At 74.3% G+C, this 18603-nt stretch carries 15 protein-coding genes; 8 read left to right on the plus strand and 7 right to left on the minus strand.

Annotation, left to right across the window (positions count from 1 at the left end; translation table 11 throughout):
- Positions 1–78 precede the first annotated feature (78 nt).
- The 4 genes from GA0070620_RS30060 to GA0070620_RS30075 all read right to left on the minus strand — a co-directional run bounded on the left by GA0070620_RS30060 (position 79) and on the right by GA0070620_RS30075 (position 5273).
- Positions 79–888, minus strand: coding sequence for an SAM-dependent methyltransferase (locus tag GA0070620_RS30060; RefSeq protein WP_091596537.1), 810 nt, complete (start codon positions 886–888; stop codon positions 79–81).
- 194 nt (positions 889–1082) lie between these two features.
- Positions 1083–1751: a response regulator transcription factor gene (locus tag GA0070620_RS30065; protein WP_007072219.1), complete on the minus strand. Its 669-nt coding sequence runs from the start codon at positions 1749–1751 to the stop codon at positions 1083–1085.
- Between the two features lie 7 nt (positions 1752–1758).
- Positions 1759–3450 carry a sensor histidine kinase gene (locus tag GA0070620_RS30070; RefSeq protein ID WP_091596540.1) on the minus strand — a complete coding sequence of 564 codons (1692 nt, stop codon included), beginning with the start codon at positions 3448–3450 and terminating at the stop codon, positions 1759–1761.
- Between the two features lie 14 nt (positions 3451–3464).
- On the minus strand, positions 3465–5273 hold the full coding sequence (locus GA0070620_RS30075) for an AMP-dependent synthetase/ligase (protein WP_091599609.1): 1809 nt from the start codon (positions 5271–5273) through the stop codon (positions 3465–3467).
- A 162-nt stretch (positions 5274–5435) separates the two neighbouring features.
- Here GA0070620_RS30075 and GA0070620_RS30080 point away from each other — a divergent pair, with 162 nt between their 5' ends.
- The 6 genes from GA0070620_RS30080 (at position 5436) to GA0070620_RS30105 (ending at position 10614) form a co-directional block, all read left to right on the plus strand.
- Positions 5436–5891 (plus strand): SRPBCC family protein, encoded by a 456-nt coding sequence (locus GA0070620_RS30080; protein ID WP_091596543.1) that lies wholly within the window; start codon positions 5436–5438, stop codon positions 5889–5891.
- A 40-nt stretch (positions 5892–5931) separates the two neighbouring features.
- Positions 5932–6576, plus strand: a complete 645-nt coding sequence (locus GA0070620_RS30085; protein WP_091599612.1) for a hypothetical protein — start codon at positions 5932–5934, stop codon at positions 6574–6576.
- A gap of 70 nt (positions 6577–6646) precedes the next feature.
- Positions 6647–7594, plus strand: coding sequence for an ROK family glucokinase (locus tag GA0070620_RS30090; RefSeq protein WP_091596546.1), 948 nt, complete (start codon positions 6647–6649; stop codon positions 7592–7594).
- 9 nt (positions 7595–7603) lie between these two features.
- Positions 7604–8311 carry an endonuclease/exonuclease/phosphatase family protein gene (locus tag GA0070620_RS30095; protein ID WP_091596549.1) on the plus strand — a complete coding sequence of 236 codons (708 nt, stop codon included), beginning with the start codon at positions 7604–7606 and terminating at the stop codon, positions 8309–8311.
- A 93-nt stretch (positions 8312–8404) separates the two neighbouring features.
- Positions 8405–9805 carry a flavin-containing monooxygenase gene (locus GA0070620_RS30100; RefSeq protein ID WP_091596552.1) on the plus strand — a complete coding sequence of 467 codons (1401 nt, stop codon included), beginning with the start codon at positions 8405–8407 and terminating at the stop codon, positions 9803–9805.
- Between the two features lie 14 nt (positions 9806–9819).
- On the plus strand, positions 9820–10614 hold the full coding sequence (locus GA0070620_RS30105) for an alpha/beta hydrolase (protein ID WP_091599615.1): 795 nt from the start codon (positions 9820–9822) through the stop codon (positions 10612–10614).
- 58 nt (positions 10615–10672) lie between these two features.
- Here the strand turns inward: GA0070620_RS30105 and GA0070620_RS30110 are convergent, their stop codons facing one another.
- Together GA0070620_RS30110 and GA0070620_RS30115 are read right to left on the minus strand one after the other, a co-directional pair.
- On the minus strand, positions 10673–12163 hold the full coding sequence (locus GA0070620_RS30110) for an alpha,alpha-trehalose-phosphate synthase (UDP-forming) (protein ID WP_231922020.1): 1491 nt from the start codon (positions 12161–12163) through the stop codon (positions 10673–10675).
- Between the two features lie 185 nt (positions 12164–12348).
- Positions 12349–13197 carry a hypothetical protein gene (locus GA0070620_RS30115; RefSeq protein ID WP_091596555.1) on the minus strand — a complete coding sequence of 283 codons (849 nt, stop codon included), beginning with the start codon at positions 13195–13197 and terminating at the stop codon, positions 12349–12351.
- Between the two features lie 375 nt (positions 13198–13572).
- Here GA0070620_RS30115 and GA0070620_RS30120 point away from each other — a divergent pair, with 375 nt between their 5' ends.
- A complete protein-coding gene (locus tag GA0070620_RS30120) occupies positions 13573–14265 on the plus strand; it encodes a lysophospholipid acyltransferase family protein (RefSeq protein WP_091596558.1) in 693 nt (230 codons plus the stop codon).
- Between the two features lie 234 nt (positions 14266–14499).
- Here GA0070620_RS30120 and GA0070620_RS30125 read toward each other — a convergent pair whose 3' ends face one another.
- On the minus strand, positions 14500–18189 hold the full coding sequence (locus tag GA0070620_RS30125) for an ATP-binding protein (RefSeq protein WP_091599618.1): 3690 nt from the start codon (positions 18187–18189) through the stop codon (positions 14500–14502).
- A gap of 158 nt (positions 18190–18347) precedes the next feature.
- Between GA0070620_RS30125 and GA0070620_RS30130 the strand changes: the two genes are divergently transcribed.
- Positions 18348–18560 (plus strand): hypothetical protein, encoded by a 213-nt coding sequence (locus GA0070620_RS30130; RefSeq protein WP_091596561.1) that lies wholly within the window; start codon positions 18348–18350, stop codon positions 18558–18560.
- Positions 18561–18603: the final 43 nt, after the last annotated feature.

An 18603-nucleotide genomic window follows, 5' to 3' on the forward strand; every position in this document is an offset into this window, starting at 1 on the left:
AGGTAGCTGGTGCCGGACACCGCCTTGGCCCACGCCCGGGCGAACGTCCCGGGCCGGGTGCGGGGCGCCGGGGGCGGCTCACCCACCGAGCCGCCCGACCCCGCCCAGGAAGACGGCCCGCTCGGCGTCCTCCGCGCTGTCCGGCGACTCGGGCCGCCACTGCGGCACCCAGACGACGCCCGGCTCGACCAGCTCGAACCCGTCGAAGAGCGCGGTCAGCTCGGCCCGGCTGCGCACCGAGAGCGGGCTGTCGGTGCGCCGGTAGACCCGCTCGGCCTCGGCCCGCTCCTCCTCGCTGCGGCCGTCGTCGCTGGCCTGCGACAGCACCAGGAAGCTGCCGGGCGCCAGCGCCTCGCGCAGCGTACGCAGCAGCGCGGCGGGCCCGTCCGCGTCGGGGACGAAGTGCAGCACCGCCACGATCATCACGGCGACGGGCTGGTCGAAGTCGAGCAGCCGGCGTACGTCGGGGTGGGCGAGGATCCGGTCCGGACGGCGCAGGTCCTCCTGGACGACGGCGGTCCGAGCGTTGCCGTCGAGGATCTCCCGGCTGTGCGCCACCGCCACCGGGTCGACGTCCACATAGACCACCCGCGACTCCGGCGCGGCGCGCTGGGCGATCTCGTGCACGTTGCCGACGGTCGGGATGCCCGAACCGATGTCCAGGAACTGCCGTACGCCCTCGTCGACGAGGAACTGCACGGCCCGGCGGAGGAACGCCCTATTCGCCTGGGCCATCAGCGGCGCCTCGGGCACGGCGGCGACCATGGCCTGCGCGGCGGCCCGGTCGGCGGCGAAGTTGTGCGAGCCACCGAGGTAGTAGTCGTACATGCGGGCCACGCTCGGACGCTCGATGTCGATGGTCTCGGGTGCCCAGTCCGGCCGCTGCATGCCTCACCCCTCGTGCCGACGCGCGGGCGCCGTCGCCCACGGACCACCGCGGTATTCTGCCCCCGCGAGGGCCCGGGTGACCATAGCGCGTCGTCGTGAGGGCACGAACGTCGGTCGATATGCGAGGTCCGCGCCGGCCGTCGGGCCGACGCGGACCTCGCGTCACGAACTCCCGCCCGGCGGGCGGTGACGGGTCAGAACTTCGGCGCGTCCGGCGCTTCGAGCAGGCCGAGCCGCAGCGCCGTCATCAGCGCCTGGGCCCGGTTGGCCGCACCCAGCTTCTCGTAGAGCTTCGAGATGTGGGTCTTCGCGGTGGACTCGCTGACGAAGAGCTGCTTGGCGATGCCGGCCACGCTCATGCCGTCGGCGAGCAGCCGCAGCACCTGCCCCTCGCGGGGGGAGAGCTGCGGACCGGACGGGGCCAGCCGCCGCTTCATCGCCTCGGCCAGGTCGGCCGCCGTGAAAGCGCTGGGGGAGGAGGCGGCGTGCCGGGCGGCGGCCACCACCTCGTCGGCCGGGGCGGTCTTGGGCACGAAGGCGCTCGCGCCCGCCTCCAGGGCGCCGAAGAGCTGGTCGTCGCCGGCGTACATGGTGAGCACCACGATGCCCATCGACGCGCTGGACTTGCGCAGCGCGCGGGTGGCCTCCAGGCCGCTGCCGTCGGGGAGCCGGAGATCCATGATCACCACGTCCGGCTGGAGCGCGCCGGCCTGACGTACCCCCTCCGCCGCCGTCGCTGCCTCACCGACGACCTCGAACTGCCGGTCGCGCTCGAACGCGTGCCGCAGGCCCTTCCGGATCAGGTCATGATCGTCGACAAGGAGGACCTTGGTGCGGGTGGCCGGTGTCGGACTTGTGGTCATCCTCGGGTTACTCCCCTTCTGCTGCTGCGCTACCGCGCACGTTATCGCGCCGGGGCGAGGTGCCGAGAACCACCGCCACGGTCGTGCCGCTCGGTTGCCGGGGTCGGATCTCCAACCGGCCCCGGATACGTTCCGCCCTCTCGGCCATGATCGCAAGACCGTACCGCCCGTCGGGCCGCTGGTCAGCGATCCCGTGACCGTCATCCGACACTTCTATCTGCGCGTACGGCGGGTCGACCTCACACGTGACCCACAGGTTGGACGCGCCGGCGTGCTTGCGGGCGTTCGTCACCGCCTCCTGCGCGATGCGCAGCAACTCGGCTTCGGTGGCCGCGGGGAGCCGGGCGGTGGACTCGTCCAGCGACAGGTGCACCCGCAGCCCGCCGGAGGCGCCGACGGTGCGCGCGTACTCGGCGATGGCGGCGGCCAGGCCACCGTGCCGGTCGACCTCGCTGCGCAGCTCGAACAGGCTCAGCCGCAGCTCGGTGATCACCCGGGTCACCTCGCCGCGCAGGGTGCGCAACGCCTCGGCGGTCTCCTCGGCGTCGTCGAAGACGGTGGCCAGGGCGTTGTCGATCCCGTAGCCCACCATCACCAGCTCCTGCGCCACACCGTCGTGGATCTCGCGGGCCAGCCGCTGGCGCTCCTCGTTGGTGGCCAGCGAGCGCACCTCGTCGAAGAGCAGCGCGGCCTCCAACCGCAGCGCGGCGGCGCCGGTCAGGGCCGTCACCCGGGACACGACGTCCGGCGGGTAGGCGTGCGCCGCGTCGGCCTCCAGCACGACCAGACCGACCGTACGGACGCCGGCGACCAGCGGGACGATCAGCGCGGAGACGTCGCCACCGGGGTGCGAGCGGGCCTGCGAGCGGGCGGCGGTCTGCGGCTGCTGGCTGGCCCACGCGTCGGCGATCGCGGAGTCGGCGTCGAGCGTCGTCTCCCAGTCGACGCGGTCGACGCCGACCTGGGCGAGGACCACCAGCCGACCACCGCCGCTGGCCGAGAGCACGGCCGCCCGGTCGGAGCGGGCGGCGGTGCGCAGCTCCTCCAGCAGGTGCTCGGAGATGCCACCCGGGTCGAGCGTGGCGCCGGGCAGCTGCCGGGCGACGGTGCGCAGCTGGGTGAGCAGCCGGGTCGCCTCGGCGTACGGCTGGGGCTTGCCCTCGCCCCGGGCCTGCATGACCCGGTGCAGCGTGCGGGCCGCGTACAGGCCGAGCGCGGCCAGGATCAGCCACTGGGCGCACACCGCCAGGTAGCCCGGCTGGGTGAGCTGCCGTTCGCCGTCGACCTCGGTGAACGCGCCGCTGGCCAGCAGGACGGCGGCGGCCACGCCGAGCAGCGCGGCCCCCTCCCGGAACCGGCGGCGCAGCGCGGTGACGGTGACCGGCACGGCCAGGTACGGCAGGACCGCCGACGCGCCGAGGCCGTCGATCGCCCCGCCGACGAGCGCCACGGCCGCCACCTGGCTCGCGGCGAGCCCCAGCACCACCACCTCGGCGACCCGGCTGAGCGGGCCGACCAGGTGGTGCGGCGACGCCAGCAGGGCGGGCAGCCCGGCGACCGCCAGCAGCGCGATCCACCACAGCTGGGTCACGTCGTGGGTCGCGAAGAGGGTGAGGACGGCGACCAGCGCCAGCATCACCAGACGCGCGGCGGCGGCGAGGGGATGCGGCTGGGGCCGGGTCGTTGTCGAGGCGGGCACGTGACGGATGGTAGTCAGCCTCGATAGATCTCGGCGATCTCCGCCGCGTACGTCTTGTGGACGACCTGGCGCTTGACCTTGAGCGACGGGGTCAGTTCGCCGGTCGCCTCGGTGAAGTCGCGGGGCAGGATCCGGAAGACCTTGATCCCCTCGGCCTTGGAGACGCCCTGGTTGGCGGCGTCGATGGCCTTCTGGATCTCGGCCCGTAGGCCCTCGTGGTCGCCCAGCTCCTCGACCCGGGTGTCCGCGGCCAGCCCGGCGGTCTCCAGCCAGCGGGGCAGCGCCTCCTCGTCGATGGTGACCAGCGCCGCGACGAACGGCTGCCGGTCGCCGACGACGACGCACTGGCTGACCAGCGGGTGCGCCCGGACCTGGTCCTCCAGCACGGCCGGGGCGACGTTCTTGCCGCCGGCCGTCACGATGATCTCCTTCTTGCGACCGGTGATGCTGAGGTAGCCGTCGGCGTCGAGCTGACCCAGGTCGCCGCTGCGGAACCAGCCGTCCGGGGTCAGCGCCTCGGCGGTGGCGGCCTCGTTGTGCCAGTAGCCCTGGAAGATCAGGTCGCCGGCGATGAGGATCTCGCCGTCGTCGTCGATCCGGATGGTCACGCCGGGCAGCGGCCGTCCGACGCTGCCGACGCGGGTGGCGCCGGGCAGGTTCACCGAGGCCGCCGGCGAGGTCTCGGTCAGCCCGTACCCCTCCAGGACGGTGACCCCGATGCCGCGGAAGAAGTGGCCGAGCCGGGCGCCGAGCGGCGCGCCGCCGGAGATCGCGTCCCGGCACCGCCCGCCGAGCGCCGCCCGCAGCTTGCGGTAGACCAGCTTGTCGAAGAGCGCGTGCTGGGCCCGCAGCCCGAAGCCGGGCCCGCCCGGGGTCTCCAGCGCCTCGCTGTACGCGATCGCCACCTGCTCGGCCCGGGCGAAGATGCCGCCCTTGCCGTCGGCCTCGGCCTTCTGCTTGGCCGCGTTGTAGACCTTCTCGAAGACCCGGGGCACGGAGAGCACGAACGTGGGCCGGAACTCCTGCAGCTCGGCGACCAGGTTCTTGGTGTCCGAGCAGTGCCGCATGGTGGCCCGGGCCTGCACGATGCCGATCTGGATGAGCCGGGCGAAGGCGTGCGCCAGTGGGAGGAAGAGCAGCGTCGAGGCGCCCGGGTTGAACAGGTTCGGCAGGACGGGGACGGCGTTCGCGGCGTCGGCGTACATGTTCCGGTGGGTCAGCACGCAGCCCTTGGGCCGGCCGGTGGTGCCGCTGGTGTAGATGATGGTGGCGACGTCGCCGGAGCGCAGCCCCGCCCGGCGTCGCTCGATCTCCTCCGGGTCGACCGAGGCGCCGGCCGCCACCAGTTCGTCCACGCCGCCCAGGTCGATCTGCCAGACGTGCGCCAGCTCGGGCAGCCGCTCGCGGACGCCGGCGACCAGGGTCGCGTGGGCGGTGGACTCCACGACGCAGGCGACCGCGCCGGAGTCGCCGAGGATCCAGGCGGCCTGCTCGGCGCTGGAGGTCTCGTAGATCGGCACGGTGACCGCGCCGGCCGCCCAGACGGCGTAGTCGACCAGGGTCCACTCGTAGCGGGTGCGGCTCATCAGCCCGACCCGGTCGCCGGGGCGTACGCCGGCCGCGACCAGCCCGCGGGCCACCGCCGCGACCTCGTCGCGGAACTGACGGCAGGTGACGTCCACCCAGGCGGGGTCGTCCGCGGTCGTGCCGGGCCGGACGAACTGCACCGCGTCGGGGGCCGCCTCGGCGTTGTCCCAGACCGGGTCGGTGAGGTTGGCCGAGTCGCCGACGGTGACGATCGGGGGGACGGAGAACTCGCGCACCTGCACTCCCTCGTGCTCGCACTGACCGGACCGGCCGCCACGGCGGGTCGGCTTTGTCGAAACCTACCCGTCCGGGCGACGGTGGCGGACAGGCAGGTTCCCGCGACGCGTGGCGGGGGACGGGACGGGCCTGGCCGGCCGCCCGCCGGGTAGCCTCCCCCCATGGCGGACACCTCCACCCAGTCGATCACCATCGGCGCCCCACCGGAGCGGGTGGCGGCGGTCATCTGCGACTTCGCGAGCTACCCGGAGTGGACCGAGGCGATGCGCCGGGTGGAGGTGATCGAGGAGTACGAGGACGGCTACGCCAGCCAGGTGCGGTTCACCATCGACGCCGGGGTGATGGCCGACGAGTACGTGCTGGCCTACGCGTACGCCGAGGACCTGTCCCGGATCGAGTGGGACCTGGTGGCGCCGTCGAAGATGCAGAAGTCGCAGCGCGGGTCGTACGACCTGGTGGGCAACGCCGACGGCACGACCACGGTGACCTACACCCTCGAGGTGGAGCTGTCGGTCGGGATGCTCGGGATGTTTCGCCGCAAGGCGGAGAAAATGATCATGGACACGGCGTTGAAGCAGCTCAAGCGCCGGGTAGAAGCACCCGGTGCGGCGCAGTGACGCGCCCGGCGGCCCGGCCGCCACGGTAGAGGAGTCGACCATGGTGGCAACGGATCCGGGTTCGGCCCGGGAAGAGGCGGAACGCCTGGTGGCGACGCTGCTCGCGACGGCGCGGGTGGCGACCTCCGGCTCGGCGGCCGCGGGCCAGTGGGGCCCGATCGGTGGGATGGTGGCCAGTGTCCTCGGTCACAGCGTCGCGCCGGGTGGGTCGTCCCGCCCGACCGGGGGTGGTTTCGCCACCGGGACGGCCGAATGCTGCATCTGCCCGGTCTGCCGGGGTATCGCCGCCTTGCGTGATCCGAGTCCCGAATTCGCGGAGCGACTCGCCACCGGCGCCGGCGATCTGGCCGCCGGAGTGGCCAGCCTGCTGCGGGCGTTGGCGTCCGCGAACCCGCCCGCGCCGCCCGCCGACCACGCCCCGGAGGGCCCCGGAACCCCCGCTGCCGGTCCGGACGACGACCTCGTCTGGCGCGATGCCACCCGCAGCGGGCATGATTCTCAGCCGGCACCGGAGCGGGACGTCTGGTCCGCCGCGACGAGGGCGGAGGAGAAGGCCGCCCCGGCCGGCGCCGGACGGCCCGTCGAGGAAGCCGGGACGGCCGCACCGGCGACCGTCCGACCCGTGGTGCCCGCCTCGCGGGAGCCCGGCGACGTCGGCGTGGACGCCGCAGGCGACGGAGCCTGACCAGGGGACACCCCGCCACACCGCCACCGGTGGTGGACGGCGGGCAGCACAGCAGAGGGGAGCGGCAGCGGTGACGCTGACCATCGGAGTCGACGTCGGTGGCACGAAGGTGGCCGGTGGTGTCGTCGACGACACCGGCACGGTGCTCGTGCAGACCCGACGGGACACTCCCGCCGATGACGTCGCCAAGACCCGCGACGTCATCACCGACCTGGTCAGCGAGCTGGCCGCCGGGCGCACGATCGAGGCGGTCGGCATCGGCGCGGCCGGCTGGATCGACGCGACCCGCTCGATCGTGCAGTTCGCCCCCAACCTGGCCTGGCGCGACGAGCCGCTGCGCGACTACGTCAGCAACCAGGTGGGCCTGCCGGTGATCGTGGAGAACGACGGCAACGTCGCCGCCTGGGCGGAGTTCCGCTACGGCGCGGCCCGCGAGGCCGACGACTCGATGGTCATGTTCACCATCGGCACCGGCGTGGGCGGTGGCATCGTGCTCGGCGGCGAGTTGGTGCGCGGCGCCCACGGCATCGCCGCCGAACTGGGCCACATGCTGACCGTGCCCGACGGCCACCAGTGCGGCTGCGGGCGGCTCGGCTGCATCGAGCAGTACGCCAGCGGCAGCGCCCTGGTCCGGTTCGCCCGCGCCGCCGCCCGGCAGGAGCCCCAGCGCGCCGCGGCGCTGCTGGAACTCGCCGGCGGGGAGGCCGAGGCGATCACCGGGCCGATGGTGACCGCGGCGGCCAAGGGCGGTGACCCCATCTCCGCCGAGGCGTTCGCCCAGGTCGGGCGCTGGCTCGGCACCAGCCTCGCGGACATGGCGCAGATGCTCGACCCGCAGGTGCTGGTCGTCGGCGGTGGCGTGATCGACGCCGGTGACCTGCTGATGGGCCCGGCCCGGCGGTCGTACACCGACTCGCTCGCCCAGCGCAGCCGACTCCCGGTCGCCGAGATCCGCCCGGCCCAGCTGGGCAACCGGGCCGGCGTGATCGGCGCCGCCGACCTGGCTCGCCGGATCTGAGGCGTACGCGTGACGCAGAGCTCCGGTGTGCCGCTGCGCGTCGTCTCGTACAACATCCACGGCCAGCGGGACGACACGGCGGCGCTGGCCGAGGTCGTCCGGGGCGCGGCGCCCGACGTGGTGATCGTCCAGGAGGGGCCGCGACGGTTCCGCTGGCGGCAGAAGTCCGCCGCGCTCGCGGAGTCGTTCGGGCTGGTGGTGGCCGCCGGTGGGCTGCCCGCGCTGGGCAACCTGCTGCTCACCAGCCTGCGGGTGCGGGTGCTCGACACCCGCTGCCAGCGCTTCCCGCTCACCCCGGGCCGGCACCTGCGCGGCGCCGCGTACGCGGACTGCGTGGTCGCCGGCGGCGCCCGCTTCACCCTGGCCGGGTCGCACCTGTCCACCGACCCGGTCGAACGCCCGGCGCAGGCCGCCCTGTTCAAGCGTGAGCTCGACGCGGCGACCAGCCCCGTGGTGGCCGGCGCCGACCTCAACGAGGGGCCGGACGGCCTGGCCTGGGCCACCGTCGCCCGAGGGCTCACCGACACCGCCGTCGCGGCGGACGCGGCCGACCGGCTGACCTACTCGTGCGCCGACCCCCGGCGGCGGATCGACGCGCTCTTCGTCGACCCGCGCGTCACGGTCGTCGACTACGACGTGGTGGACACGCCGCGGACCCGGCGGGCCAGCGACCACTTCCCGGTCCTGGTGGACCTGCTGCTGCCCGTCGCCGACTGACCCGACCACGCGGCCGGGGCTGGACAACCGGCTCCGATGTGGAGAGGATTTCGCGGCGACCGGCACCCGTGCCGCACGAAGGAGATTGTCCCGGTGTCCACCTCCACCGACCGGCCCGAGCCGGAGGCGACCCCACTCGCCCTGAGCCGCGACGGCCGCCCGGTCTCCGACCGGGGCGACACGGTCTGCGTCATCGGCGCCGGGCCCAGCGGCCTGACCGCCGTGAAGAACCTCAAGGAGCACGGCTTCGGGGTCGACTGCTACGAGCGGGAGACCGGCGTGGGCGGGGCGTGGAACTGGCGGCACGACCGCAGTCCGGTGTACGCCAGCACCCACCTCATCTCCTCCCGCCCGTTCACCCAGTTCCCCGACTTCCCGATGCCGGACTCCTGGCCCGACTACCCGCACCACAGCCAGCTGCTCGGCTACTTCGAGAGGTACGCCGACCACTTCGACCTGCGGTCGCACATCTGGTTCGGCACCGAGGTCATCCGGGTCGAGCCGGTCGAGGGCGACCGGTGGGACGTCACCACCCGCAGCACCGGCGGCTACGGGCCGGAGCGCACCTCCCGCTACGCGGCCGTCGTGGTGGCCAACGGGCACAACTGGTCGCCGAAGCTCCCCCGCTACGAGGGGCTGGCGGAGTTCCGCGGCGAGGTCATGCACGCCTCGTCCTACAAGGACCCGGCCCAGCTGCGCGGCAAGCGGGTCCTCGTGGTGGGCGCCGGCAACACCGGCTGCGACATCGCGGTGGAGGCCGCCCAGCAGGCGTCGCGGTGTTGGCACTCCACCCGCCGCGGCTACTGGTACGCCCCGAAGTACGTCCTCGGCCGCCCCGCCGACCAGGTCAACGACGCCCTGCTCGCGCTGCGCGTACCGCTGCGGGTGCGGCAGTGGCTCTACCACTGGACGCTGCGGCTGACCGTCGGTGACCTCACCCGGTTCGGTCTGCCCGCGCCGGACCACCGGGTCTACGAGACGCACCCCATCGCGAACAGTCAGCTCGTCTACCACGTCGGGCACGGCACGATCATGCCGGTGCCGGACGTCGCCCGCTTCGGCCCGTACGGGGTGGAGCTCACCGACGGGCGGCACATCGACCCGGAGCTCGTCGTCTTCGCCACCGGCTACCTGCCGCGCTTCGAGTTCCTCGACCCGAAGGTGCTCGGCGACGACTCCGGCACCGGCCGGCCCACCCTGTGGCTCAACGCCTTCGCGGTGGGCCACCCGACGCTGGCCGTGGTCGGCCTGCTCCAGCCCGACTCGGGCGTCTTCACCCTCGCGCACTGGCAGTCGGTGCTCTTCGCCCGGCTGCTCGACGCCCGCCGGACCCGCCCGGAGCGGGCCGCCGCGTTCGCCGCCGCCACCACCGCCCGGGCGGGGGAGCGCTACTCCGGCCAGGTCAAGGACAGCAGCCGGCACTGGTTCGAGGTCGGCCACGCCGACTACCTGCGCGCCGTCCAGCGCGCCCTCGACTCCCTGGAGGGCAAGTGACCAGCGTGCGGATCATGCGGCAGCAGGAGTGGGCGCGGCCGGTGCGTCCGGCCCGCCGTGAGGTGCTCAGCGCGACTCCGGAGCTGGACGAGGGGCGTCCGCCGCTGCTGTTCGTCCCGGGTTTCGGGCACGGGGCGTGGGCGTTCGCCGAGCACTGGCTGGGGCACGCCGCGTCCCGCGGGTTCCCGGCGCACGCGGTGAGCCTGCGCGGCCACGGCGGCAGCGAACCGGCGCCGAAGGCGCCGCTGCGGGCGTACGTCCACGACGTGGTGCAGGTGGCCGCGGGCCTGCCCCGCCAGACCGTGCTGGTGGGGCACGGCGCCGGGGCGCTGGTGGTGGCGCACGCGTTGGCGCGCTACCCGGCGCGGGCCGCGGTGCTGGTGGCGCCGGTCTTCCACGGCTGGGGGGTCCTCGGTGGCGCGCTGCGCCGCAACCCGGCGGGCACCCTGCCGGCGCTGGTCGGTGGGCGGCTGCGGCTCAGCCGTGCCCAGCTGTTCAGCCGCGAACTTCCGGAGGCCGAGGCCCGGCGGCACGTGGTCCGGCTGGGCCGGGCGAGCCGGCGCGCCCAGTGGCAGGTGCTGACCGGGGCCGACCCGGAGCCGGCCGTCGGACGACCGCCGGTGCTGGTGCTGGGCAGCCCCGACGACCGGGTGGTGCCGGCCGGGGCGCTCACCCGGGTGGCCCGCCGGTACGGTTCGGCGCCGCTGCTGTTCCCCGGCATGGGGCACGACCTGATGCTCGACGCCCGCTGGCGGGAGCCGGTCGACGCCCTGCTCGACTGGTTGGAGAAGGCGCCGGCCGCGCGCTGAGCCCGCGCGGCCTCGGGCCGGCCGCCGACCCTCGACCCCGCGGCCGCCGCCTCGCCGGTCAGGGCTGGGCGGGGCGGCCGGTCGGGGTGCCGGAGCGGTCCGGCTGGCCGGGCACCGGCGGCGTGGCGGGGTCACCCGTGCTGGTCAGCCGGTCGACCAGCGCGCCGGTCTCGTCCAGCGCCCGCAGGTACGAACGGGCCCAGGCGCGGATGTCGTGCTCGTGCAGGTGGGCGCGCATGGCCCGCATCCGGGCGCGCACGTCGGCCGGCGCGGCGTGCAGTGACTCCAGCAGCCCCTGCTTGAGCCCTTCCAGGTCGTGCGGGTTCACCAGGTAGGCCTGCGGCAGTTCGGCGGCCGCGCCGGCGAACTCGCTGAGCAGCAACGCCCCGGCGTCGTCGACCCGGGCGGCCACGTACTCCTTGGCCACGAGGTTCATCCCGTCGCGCAGCGGGGTCACCGCCATCACGTCGGCGACCCGGTAGAGGGCGGCCAGCTCGGCGCGGTCGAACGGCTGGGTGAGGTAATGGATGGCGGGTTCGCCGACCCGCCCGAACTCGCCGTTGATCCGGCCGACCTCGCGCTCCACGCGCTCGCGCAGGATCTGGTACTGGCCGACGCGTTCCCGGCTCGGCACCGCCACCTGCACCAGCACGGTGTCCCGGACCTTGACGTGCCCGCTGACGAGCAGCTCGCTGTACGCCTTGAGCCGCTGCTCGATGCCCTTCGTGTAGTCCATCCGGTCGACGCTGAGGATGACGTGCTCGGGGCTGCCGAGGTCCTGCCGTAGGCGGCGCGCGCGGGCGGCCACGTCCGGCCGGGCGGCCAGCGCGGCCATCTCGGCGGTGTCGATCGAGACCGGGAACGCCCCGATGCGGACCACCCGGCCGTCGATCCCGATCCGCCGGTCGGTGGCGGGCAGGTCGAGCACCTTCGCCACCAGTTGGGCGAAGTTGTGCGCCGCCTGGGCGCGTTGGAAGCCGACGAGGTCGGCGCCGAGCATCCCGCGCAGCAGTTCGGCCCGGCGGGGCAGCTGCATGAACAGCTCCGGCGGTGGGAACGGCACGTGCAGGAAGAAGCCGATCCGCAGGTCGGGCCGGATCGCCCGCAGCATGCCGGGCACGAGGTGCAGGTGGTAGTCCTGCACCCAGACGACCGCGCCGGGTTCGGCGACCTCCGCGGTCGCCTCGGCGAACCGCTGGTTGACCCGCTGGTACGCCTCCCACCAGCGTCGGTGGTGCTGCGGCTGCTCGACGGAGTCGTGGTAGAGCGGCCAGAGGGTGGCGTTGGCGAAGCCCTCGTAGTGGTCGCGCAGGTCGTCCTGGTCGAGTGGCACGGTCCGCATGCGGACGCCGTCCACGTCGGGGAGGTTGGGTGCGGGGCCGGTGCCCCCGGCCCAGCCGACCCAGGTCGCGGGCGCGTGCCGCAGCAGCGGGTGCAGGGCGCTCACCAGGCCGCCGGGACTTCGCCGCCACTCGCAGGCGCCGTCCGGGGCCACACTGTCGTCGATGGGTAGGCGGTTGGCCACCACCACGAGGGAACTCTGTCGCATCTCGGGCATTCCGATCAGCAGAGACCGACCGCCACGAGCCAGGAACAACCGGTCAGTCAACGCGGGAAGTGACGTACGGCGGTATTCCTACTGACAGTAAGTTACACCACTGTCACGCCGACGGTGACCCATCGTCGTCCCGCTATGCGGTCAGCGGCCGGCCATCGACGGGTGTGCGGGAGGGGTCAGACGACCGCGCCGTCGTCCGGGTCGCGGTCGTCGTCGTCGCCACCGGGGCGCAGGCGCCAGATCAGCGTGACGAAACCGGCGAGGATGCCGGTGAAGCCCAGCAGGGTGACGATGGGCCGGTCGACGGGCAGCAGCGACGGGAACAGGAACAGCACGAAGCCGACCACCACGCCGAGCACGCCCACCACCGCGTACTTGGAGATGCGGGGGAGCGGCGGCGGTGGCGGCGGGACGTAGCGCTCGTCCTCGTCGTCGTCGTCGGGCAGGTCGGCGCCGAAGGTGTCCAGCCCGTCGAGCAGCGACGGCTCGTCCTGCGGCCGGTCGGTGCGTCCCACCGACACGCCCGACAGGTCGGCCGCGTAGGGCAGGCGGCGGACGTCGGTCGCGGTCGGGGCGGCGTCGTCGGTCGCGGTGCGGCTCGGGGCGCCACCGGCCGGCGCGGGCGGGTCGTCGACGTCCTCCGCGGCGGGCCACGGGTTGTCGCCCGCGGCGGGCGTCGTGTGGAAGCCGGCGACGATCCGGGCCCACTCGGCCTCGATGTCCGGTTCGTCGGCGCGCGTCTGCTCCGCGCCGCCCTCGTCGGCGAGCTGGGTCAGGTAGTCGCGGGCGGTGGTCAGGTGGGAACGGTCGACGTAGAGCCGGTCGACCGGCCGCGCCGGTACCGTCGTCGTGCGGGTCACCGGGTTGAGGTCGGCCGACGGTTGGAGGTACGCGGCGATGCCGCCAGCGGCCAGCACGTCGAGCAGGTGCTCACCGACGCGCGGATCCACGTCGCCGGCGACGGCGTACTCGCTCGCGTCGAGCCCGTTGTCCCGCCGCCCCCGGCGGGCCCCACCCGCTGACACCGGACACCCTCCTCAACGCGCCTGCGGCGCGACCGCCCCGAGCCCCCTACGGCGCGACACGCGCCGTGTTCTGAATCGTGACACGTCGGGACCCCGTTCCGGGAGTGCGTTGTGTCGCGTCTTCCAAAGTCAGCGCCCGTGCCGCTGGTCGCGGCGGGTGCCGTATGTCCGTTTGTGCGGAGGACGTCAGGAGGCGGTCGCGCGCCGGCCGGTCAGGGGTGACCGGACCAGGCGTCATTACCGTCGACCGCCATCCCGGCACCGGATCGACCGGCATGATCGACCGTCGCGTTGTGGCCGGTGCCCCGGCTCCGTACGCTTTCCCCCGACGGCCCGCCCGCCGGGTGACGTGACCGCCACTGGGAAAGGACGCCGGTGTTCTACTGGCTGATGAAGTACGTCCTCCTCGGCCCGCTGCTGCGGCTGGTCTTCCGTCCACAGGTCGAGGGGTTGGACAACGTGCCGGACACCGGCCCGGTCATCCTCGCCAGCAACCACCTGTCCTTCTCGGACTCGATCTTCACGCCGCTGATGGTCAGGCGGAAGGTCACCTTCGTCGCCAAGGCCGAGTACTTCACCGGCAAGGGCGTCAAGGGCTGGCTGACCAAGATGTTCTTCGTCGGTACCGGCACCATCCCGGTCGACCGCTCCGGCGGCCGCGCCGCCCGCGCCGCGCTGGACACCCAGCTCGAGGTGCTGCGAGCCGGCGGGATCGCGGGCATCTACCCGGAGGGCACCCGCTCGCCCGACGGGCGGCTCTACCGGGGCAAGACCGGCGTGGCCCGGCTGGCCCTGGAGAGCGGCGCGCCCGTGGTGCCGGTGGTGCAGCTCAACGCCGACGAGATCCAGCCGCCCGGCAAGCTGATCCCCAAGATCGCCCGGGTGAGGATCCGATTCGGGGAGCCGCTGGACTTCTCCCGCTACCGCGGCCTGGCCGGTGACCGGTTCGTCGAGCGGGCGGTCACCGACGAGATCATGTACGAGCTGATGGAGCTCTCCGGCCGCGAGTACGTCGACGTCTACGCCCAGAAGCTCAAAACCCCGCCCCCCACCCCAGTAGCCGCCTAACCCCACCCACCCCACCCACCCCCACCCCACCCACCCTCTCCGTTTCCGCGATCTTGCACTTTCGGCCCCCGCCCCGGGGCATACGCACCTTCTGCCCGGGCAGAAAGTGCAAGATCGCCGAGGCGAGGCGAGGCGAGGCGAGGCGAGGCGAGGCGAGGCGAGGCGAGGCGAGGCGAGGCGAGGCGGGGCGAGGCGGGGCGGGGCGGGGCGAGGTGAGGCGGGGTGGGGTGGGGGTTAGGAGGCTAGGGCGGGGTCGACCGGGGCTACGGCGGGGAGGCCGGCCAGGGTCAGCAGGCCGGGCGCCTCGTTCCGCGTCGCGAACGCCTGGACCTCCGCGCGCGGCCCCTGGGCGGCGAGCCGGTCGCCCGCCCGCTCGAACTCGGCCACGGCGAACGCCACCGCCAGGATCCGGTCGGAGACGTCCGGGACGCGGCCGTAGATCTCGCCGCCGGCCAGGTGCAGCTCGCCGGCGCGCCGGTGGTCACCGTCGGCCGCCGCGACGGCCGCGGTCACCGTACGCAGCGCCGCCTCGGACCAGGGCGTCCGGTGGCCCACCCGGTCCAGCATCGCGCGTACCCGCACAGACGCGTCCCGGCCGGCGAGGCTGGCCGCGTACGCCGCCGCCGCGATCCACTCGCCGCTGGCCAGTGCGGGCACCGCCGACCAGGAGTCGGCAAGCTCGCCGACCAGTTCGGCGGCTTCCGCCTTCCGCCCCTGTAGGGAGCGGCAGAGCGCGGCCATGCCGAGCATCGTCCAGTGCAGCCGGTGGAATCCGCTGCCCCGGGCGGTGTCGAGTGCCGCGTCGATGTCGTCCCGCGCGGCGGGTGTGTCGAGGGCCGCGACGGCGACCACCGGACCGGCCGAAACCGAGCCGGACGCGGGCACGACCGAGCCGGACGCGGGCACGACCGAGCCGGACGCGGGCGCGACCGAGCCGGACGCGGCCGTGGCCGCGTCGGACGCGGCCGGGGCCGCCGCCGGCACCGGGTGGCCGCGCAGCACCAGCAGAACGGAGCGCAGGCCGCGGACCTGCATGTCCCAGCTGCCGGTCGGCGTGTCCACGAAGGCCTCCGCGGCGGTGAGCAGCCGGCCGAAGTCGCCCTCGAACCAGGCGCGCATCGCCTCGGCCGAGTAGCTGGTGGTCAGCGTCTGGCCGCTGGCGGTGCGGGCCGGGGCGGCGGAGAGCAGGGCGTCCGAGCGGAGCCAGTCGCCCTCCTCCCGGATCGCGTACGCGAGGTTCTGCGTCGCCCGGGGCAGGGCGAGGAGCTGACCGGCGCGGCTGAACTCGACGATCGTGTGCAACTCGTCCAGCCCGGCACGGTCCCCGCCCTGGTAGCGGGCGGTGGCCGCGGTGATGCGGGCATTGGTCCTCGTCTCCGTGAGGCCGAGCCGCTCGCCGATCTCGGCGGCCGTGTCCGCCGCCGCCACGGCCGGGTCGCGCTCGTAGTTGAGCATGTGCAGCCGGCCCAGCTCGGCGTACGCGTCGGCCTTCTGGGCGCTGTCCGGCAACGGCTCGAACAGGCGTACCGCCCGGTCCAGGCAGACCAGCGCCGCCGCCCGGTCGGCGCGCAGCCAGGCGGCCTGGCCGAGCAGCGTCCAGGCGCGGGCCGCGCAGGCGTCGTCGCCGTGGGCGGCCAGCCGGTCGGCCAGCGTCTGCAACTGGTCGGGCCCGCCGCTGGAGAGGAACGCGTTGCCGTCCCGGTAGAACGAGATCTCCGTGCTCAGCAGCTCCAACTGGAGCCGGCTCACCGGGTCCGAGTCGTCGGCGAGGCCGAGGGCGCGACCCGCGTGGCTGGCCGCCGCCTCCAGCCCGTGCAGGGCGTACGCCCGGCGGGCGGCCCGGTGCAGCGCGTGCCGCGCGGCGGCGGCGTAGCGGCGGGTCTCCATGCCCAGCGTGCGGGCGATCTCGTGGGCCGCCCAGCGGTGGTGGGCCAGCACCTCGGCGAGGTCGGTGTCCCGGCTGCGGGAGAGCGCGTCCAACCAGTCGGCCGTCCGCTCGTGCCGGGCCACCCGCTCGGTGCGCGGCAGCCGCTGGTAGCAGACGTCGCGGACCAGGACGTGCCGGAAGCGGTACTCCGGCTGACCGGCCATCGCGGAGTCCGCCTGCTCGTGCACGAAGTCGCGCTGTTCGAGGCGGCGCAGCGCCCGCTCCACCGTCTCGACCGGCTGGCCGAGCGCGGCGGCGACCGCGCCGGGCCAGAACTGCACGCCGACCACTGCGGCGGCCAGCAGCACCGCCCGGTCGGCGGCGTCGAGCAGGTCCACCCGGTTGGCGATGACCGCGTGGACGCTCTCCGGCATCGGCAGGTCGAGGTGCCGTTCCAGGGACCAGCCCCGGCCGGACTGGCGAAGCGCGCCCTGCTCGATGAGCATCCGCACGTACTCGTGCGCGTAGAGGGGGTTGCCGCCGGCGACCTCGATGAGCGGGTTGAGCAGGTCGGCGGAGAACGCCGCCTGACCGAACATGTGGGCGTAGAGCGAGGCGATGCCGGTGTCCCGCAGCGGCGGCAGCGTGATGGTGAGCGACCCGGTGATGCTGCCCGCCCAGCTCGGGTCGCGGTCGACCAGCTCCGGGCGGGCGGTGCAGAGCAGCAGCAGCGGTACGTCCCGCGCGGCGGCGCCCAGCAGCTCGACGAAGCGCAGCATCGCGTCGTCGGCCCAGTGCAGGTCCTCGAATACCAGCACGGTCGGCCGGCGGGCGGCCAGCGCCAGCAGGAAACGGCGCCACGCCGACTCCGCCTCCTCGGCCGGCATCGGCGTGCCGGTCAGGCCCACGAGCGGACGCAGCGCGTCGACCACCCGGTCGCGCTCACCCGGGCCGACCAGCTCGGCCACCGTCCCGGCGAGCCGCTGCGCCGCGCCGGTCGCCGGGTCGGTGTCGAGGATGCCTGCCTCGGCCTTGACGATGTCGGCCAGCGCGGCGAACGTGACGTTCTCGCCGAACGGCGGGCACCGGCCGGTACGCCAGGTGAGCGGCTCGTCGACCAGCCGGTCGGCGTGCCGGTGCAGCTCCCGGACCAACCGGCTCTTGCCGATGCCGGCCCGGCCGAAGACGGTCACGACCTGCGGCAGCCGGTCGCGCAGCGAGCGGTGCAGCGCGTTGACCAGCAACCCCAGCTCGTGCTCCCGGTCGATCAGCGGGGTGGCGTCCGGTTCCCGGTCGGTGGGCTGCTGGCGTCGCGGGGACAGCGCGAGCCAGACCTCGGTGGGGGTGGAGCGCCCGCGCAGGGTGACCGCCGCCTGTTCCTGGTAGCGGATGGCGGTCCGGGTCAGCGCGTGGGTGGTGCCGCAGACCAGCACCCCGCCGGGCGGCGCCACGGACTGCATTCGGGACGCGGTGTTGACCACGTCGCCGGCCACGATCGCCTGCCCGCCGTCGTGGGCGGCGGCCACGTCGACCAGCGCCTCACCGGTGGCCACCCCGACCCGGAAGCGCAGCTCGCTGGCGCCGGTGGGGGTGTAGCGGGTGAGGACGCGTTGTAGCTCCAAGCCGGCCCGTACGCAGCGCAGCGCGTCCGTCTCGGTGGCCACCGGAGCCCCGAACAGGGCCATGACCGCGTCGCCGATGTACTTCTCGACCACGCCGCCGTACTGGCCGACGACCCGGCGGGCGGCGGAGAAGAAGCCGGTCTGCAGGGCGCGGACCAGCTCGGGGTCGGCCCGTTCCACGTACGGGGTGAAGTCGATCAGGTCGACGAAGAGCACGCTGACCCGCCGACGGTCCTCCTGCGGAGTCAGCCGGGGGCGGTCGGTGCCCGGTCGGGGCGCGCCGCAGGAGGTGCAGAACGCCACGTCGGCGGCGAGCGGACGCAGGCAGTGCGGGCACACCGCACCGAGCTCGCCCCCGCAGCCACCGCAGAAGCGGTCGCCCTCGGAGGCGGTTCGTCCACAGCGGTCACACTGCGCGGCGATGACACCCTCCAGTGCTCGGCGGGGTGGCGCCGGGCGGCGCCGTCGGTAGCGAGTATCGCCGCCGGCTCCGGTGTCGGGTACCGGGCTGTTGGCTTGTGGACAGTCCTCTGAGCGGTCTGCGGGGCTACAGTCAGGCGGCGAATCGATCAGGGACCGAAGGGGGAAGGTCAATGGTGTACGTCAAGCTGGAGAGCGACTGGACCGACGGCAACGGGGTGAGCCACGCCGCGGGTGAGTCGGTCGACGTCGACGCGGCCACGCTCGCCGCGCTCCAGGCGGACGGGATCGTCAGCGAGCCGGCGGCCGGCAAGGACGGGCCCGACAAGTGGGCCGGGCCGGGCAGCCCGCAGAAGTGGGCCGGGCCGGGCAGCGCGGGTCGGTGACCCGCCGGCGGTGAGACGGCACGAGGCGGTCGGGGCGACAGCA

This window comes from Micromonospora krabiensis (assembly GCF_900091425.1).
Taxonomy (GTDB): Bacteria; Actinomycetota; Actinomycetes; order Mycobacteriales; family Micromonosporaceae; genus Micromonospora; species Micromonospora krabiensis.

What these genes read in the sequence shown, in the direction of transcription:
- GA0070620_RS30060 (WP_091596537.1), bottom strand. Translation starts at nt 888, where the DNA reads ATGCAGCGGCCGGACTGGGCACCCGAGACCATCGACATCGAGCGTCCG.
- GA0070620_RS30065 (WP_007072219.1), bottom strand. Translation starts at nt 1,751, where the DNA reads ATGACCACAAGTCCGACACCGGCCACCCGCACCAAGGTCCTCCTTGTC.
- GA0070620_RS30080 (WP_091596543.1), top strand. Translation starts at nt 5,436, where the DNA reads ATGGCGGACACCTCCACCCAGTCGATCACCATCGGCGCCCCACCGGAG.
- GA0070620_RS30085 (WP_091599612.1), top strand. Translation starts at nt 5,932, where the DNA reads ATGGTGGCAACGGATCCGGGTTCGGCCCGGGAAGAGGCGGAACGCCTG.
- GA0070620_RS30105 (WP_091599615.1), top strand. Translation starts at nt 9,820, where the DNA reads ATGCGGCAGCAGGAGTGGGCGCGGCCGGTGCGTCCGGCCCGCCGTGAG.
- GA0070620_RS30110 (WP_231922020.1), bottom strand. Translation starts at nt 12,163, where the DNA reads ATGCGACAGAGTTCCCTCGTGGTGGTGGCCAACCGCCTACCCATCGAC.
- GA0070620_RS30130 (WP_091596561.1), top strand. Translation starts at nt 18,348, where the DNA reads ATGGTGTACGTCAAGCTGGAGAGCGACTGGACCGACGGCAACGGGGTG.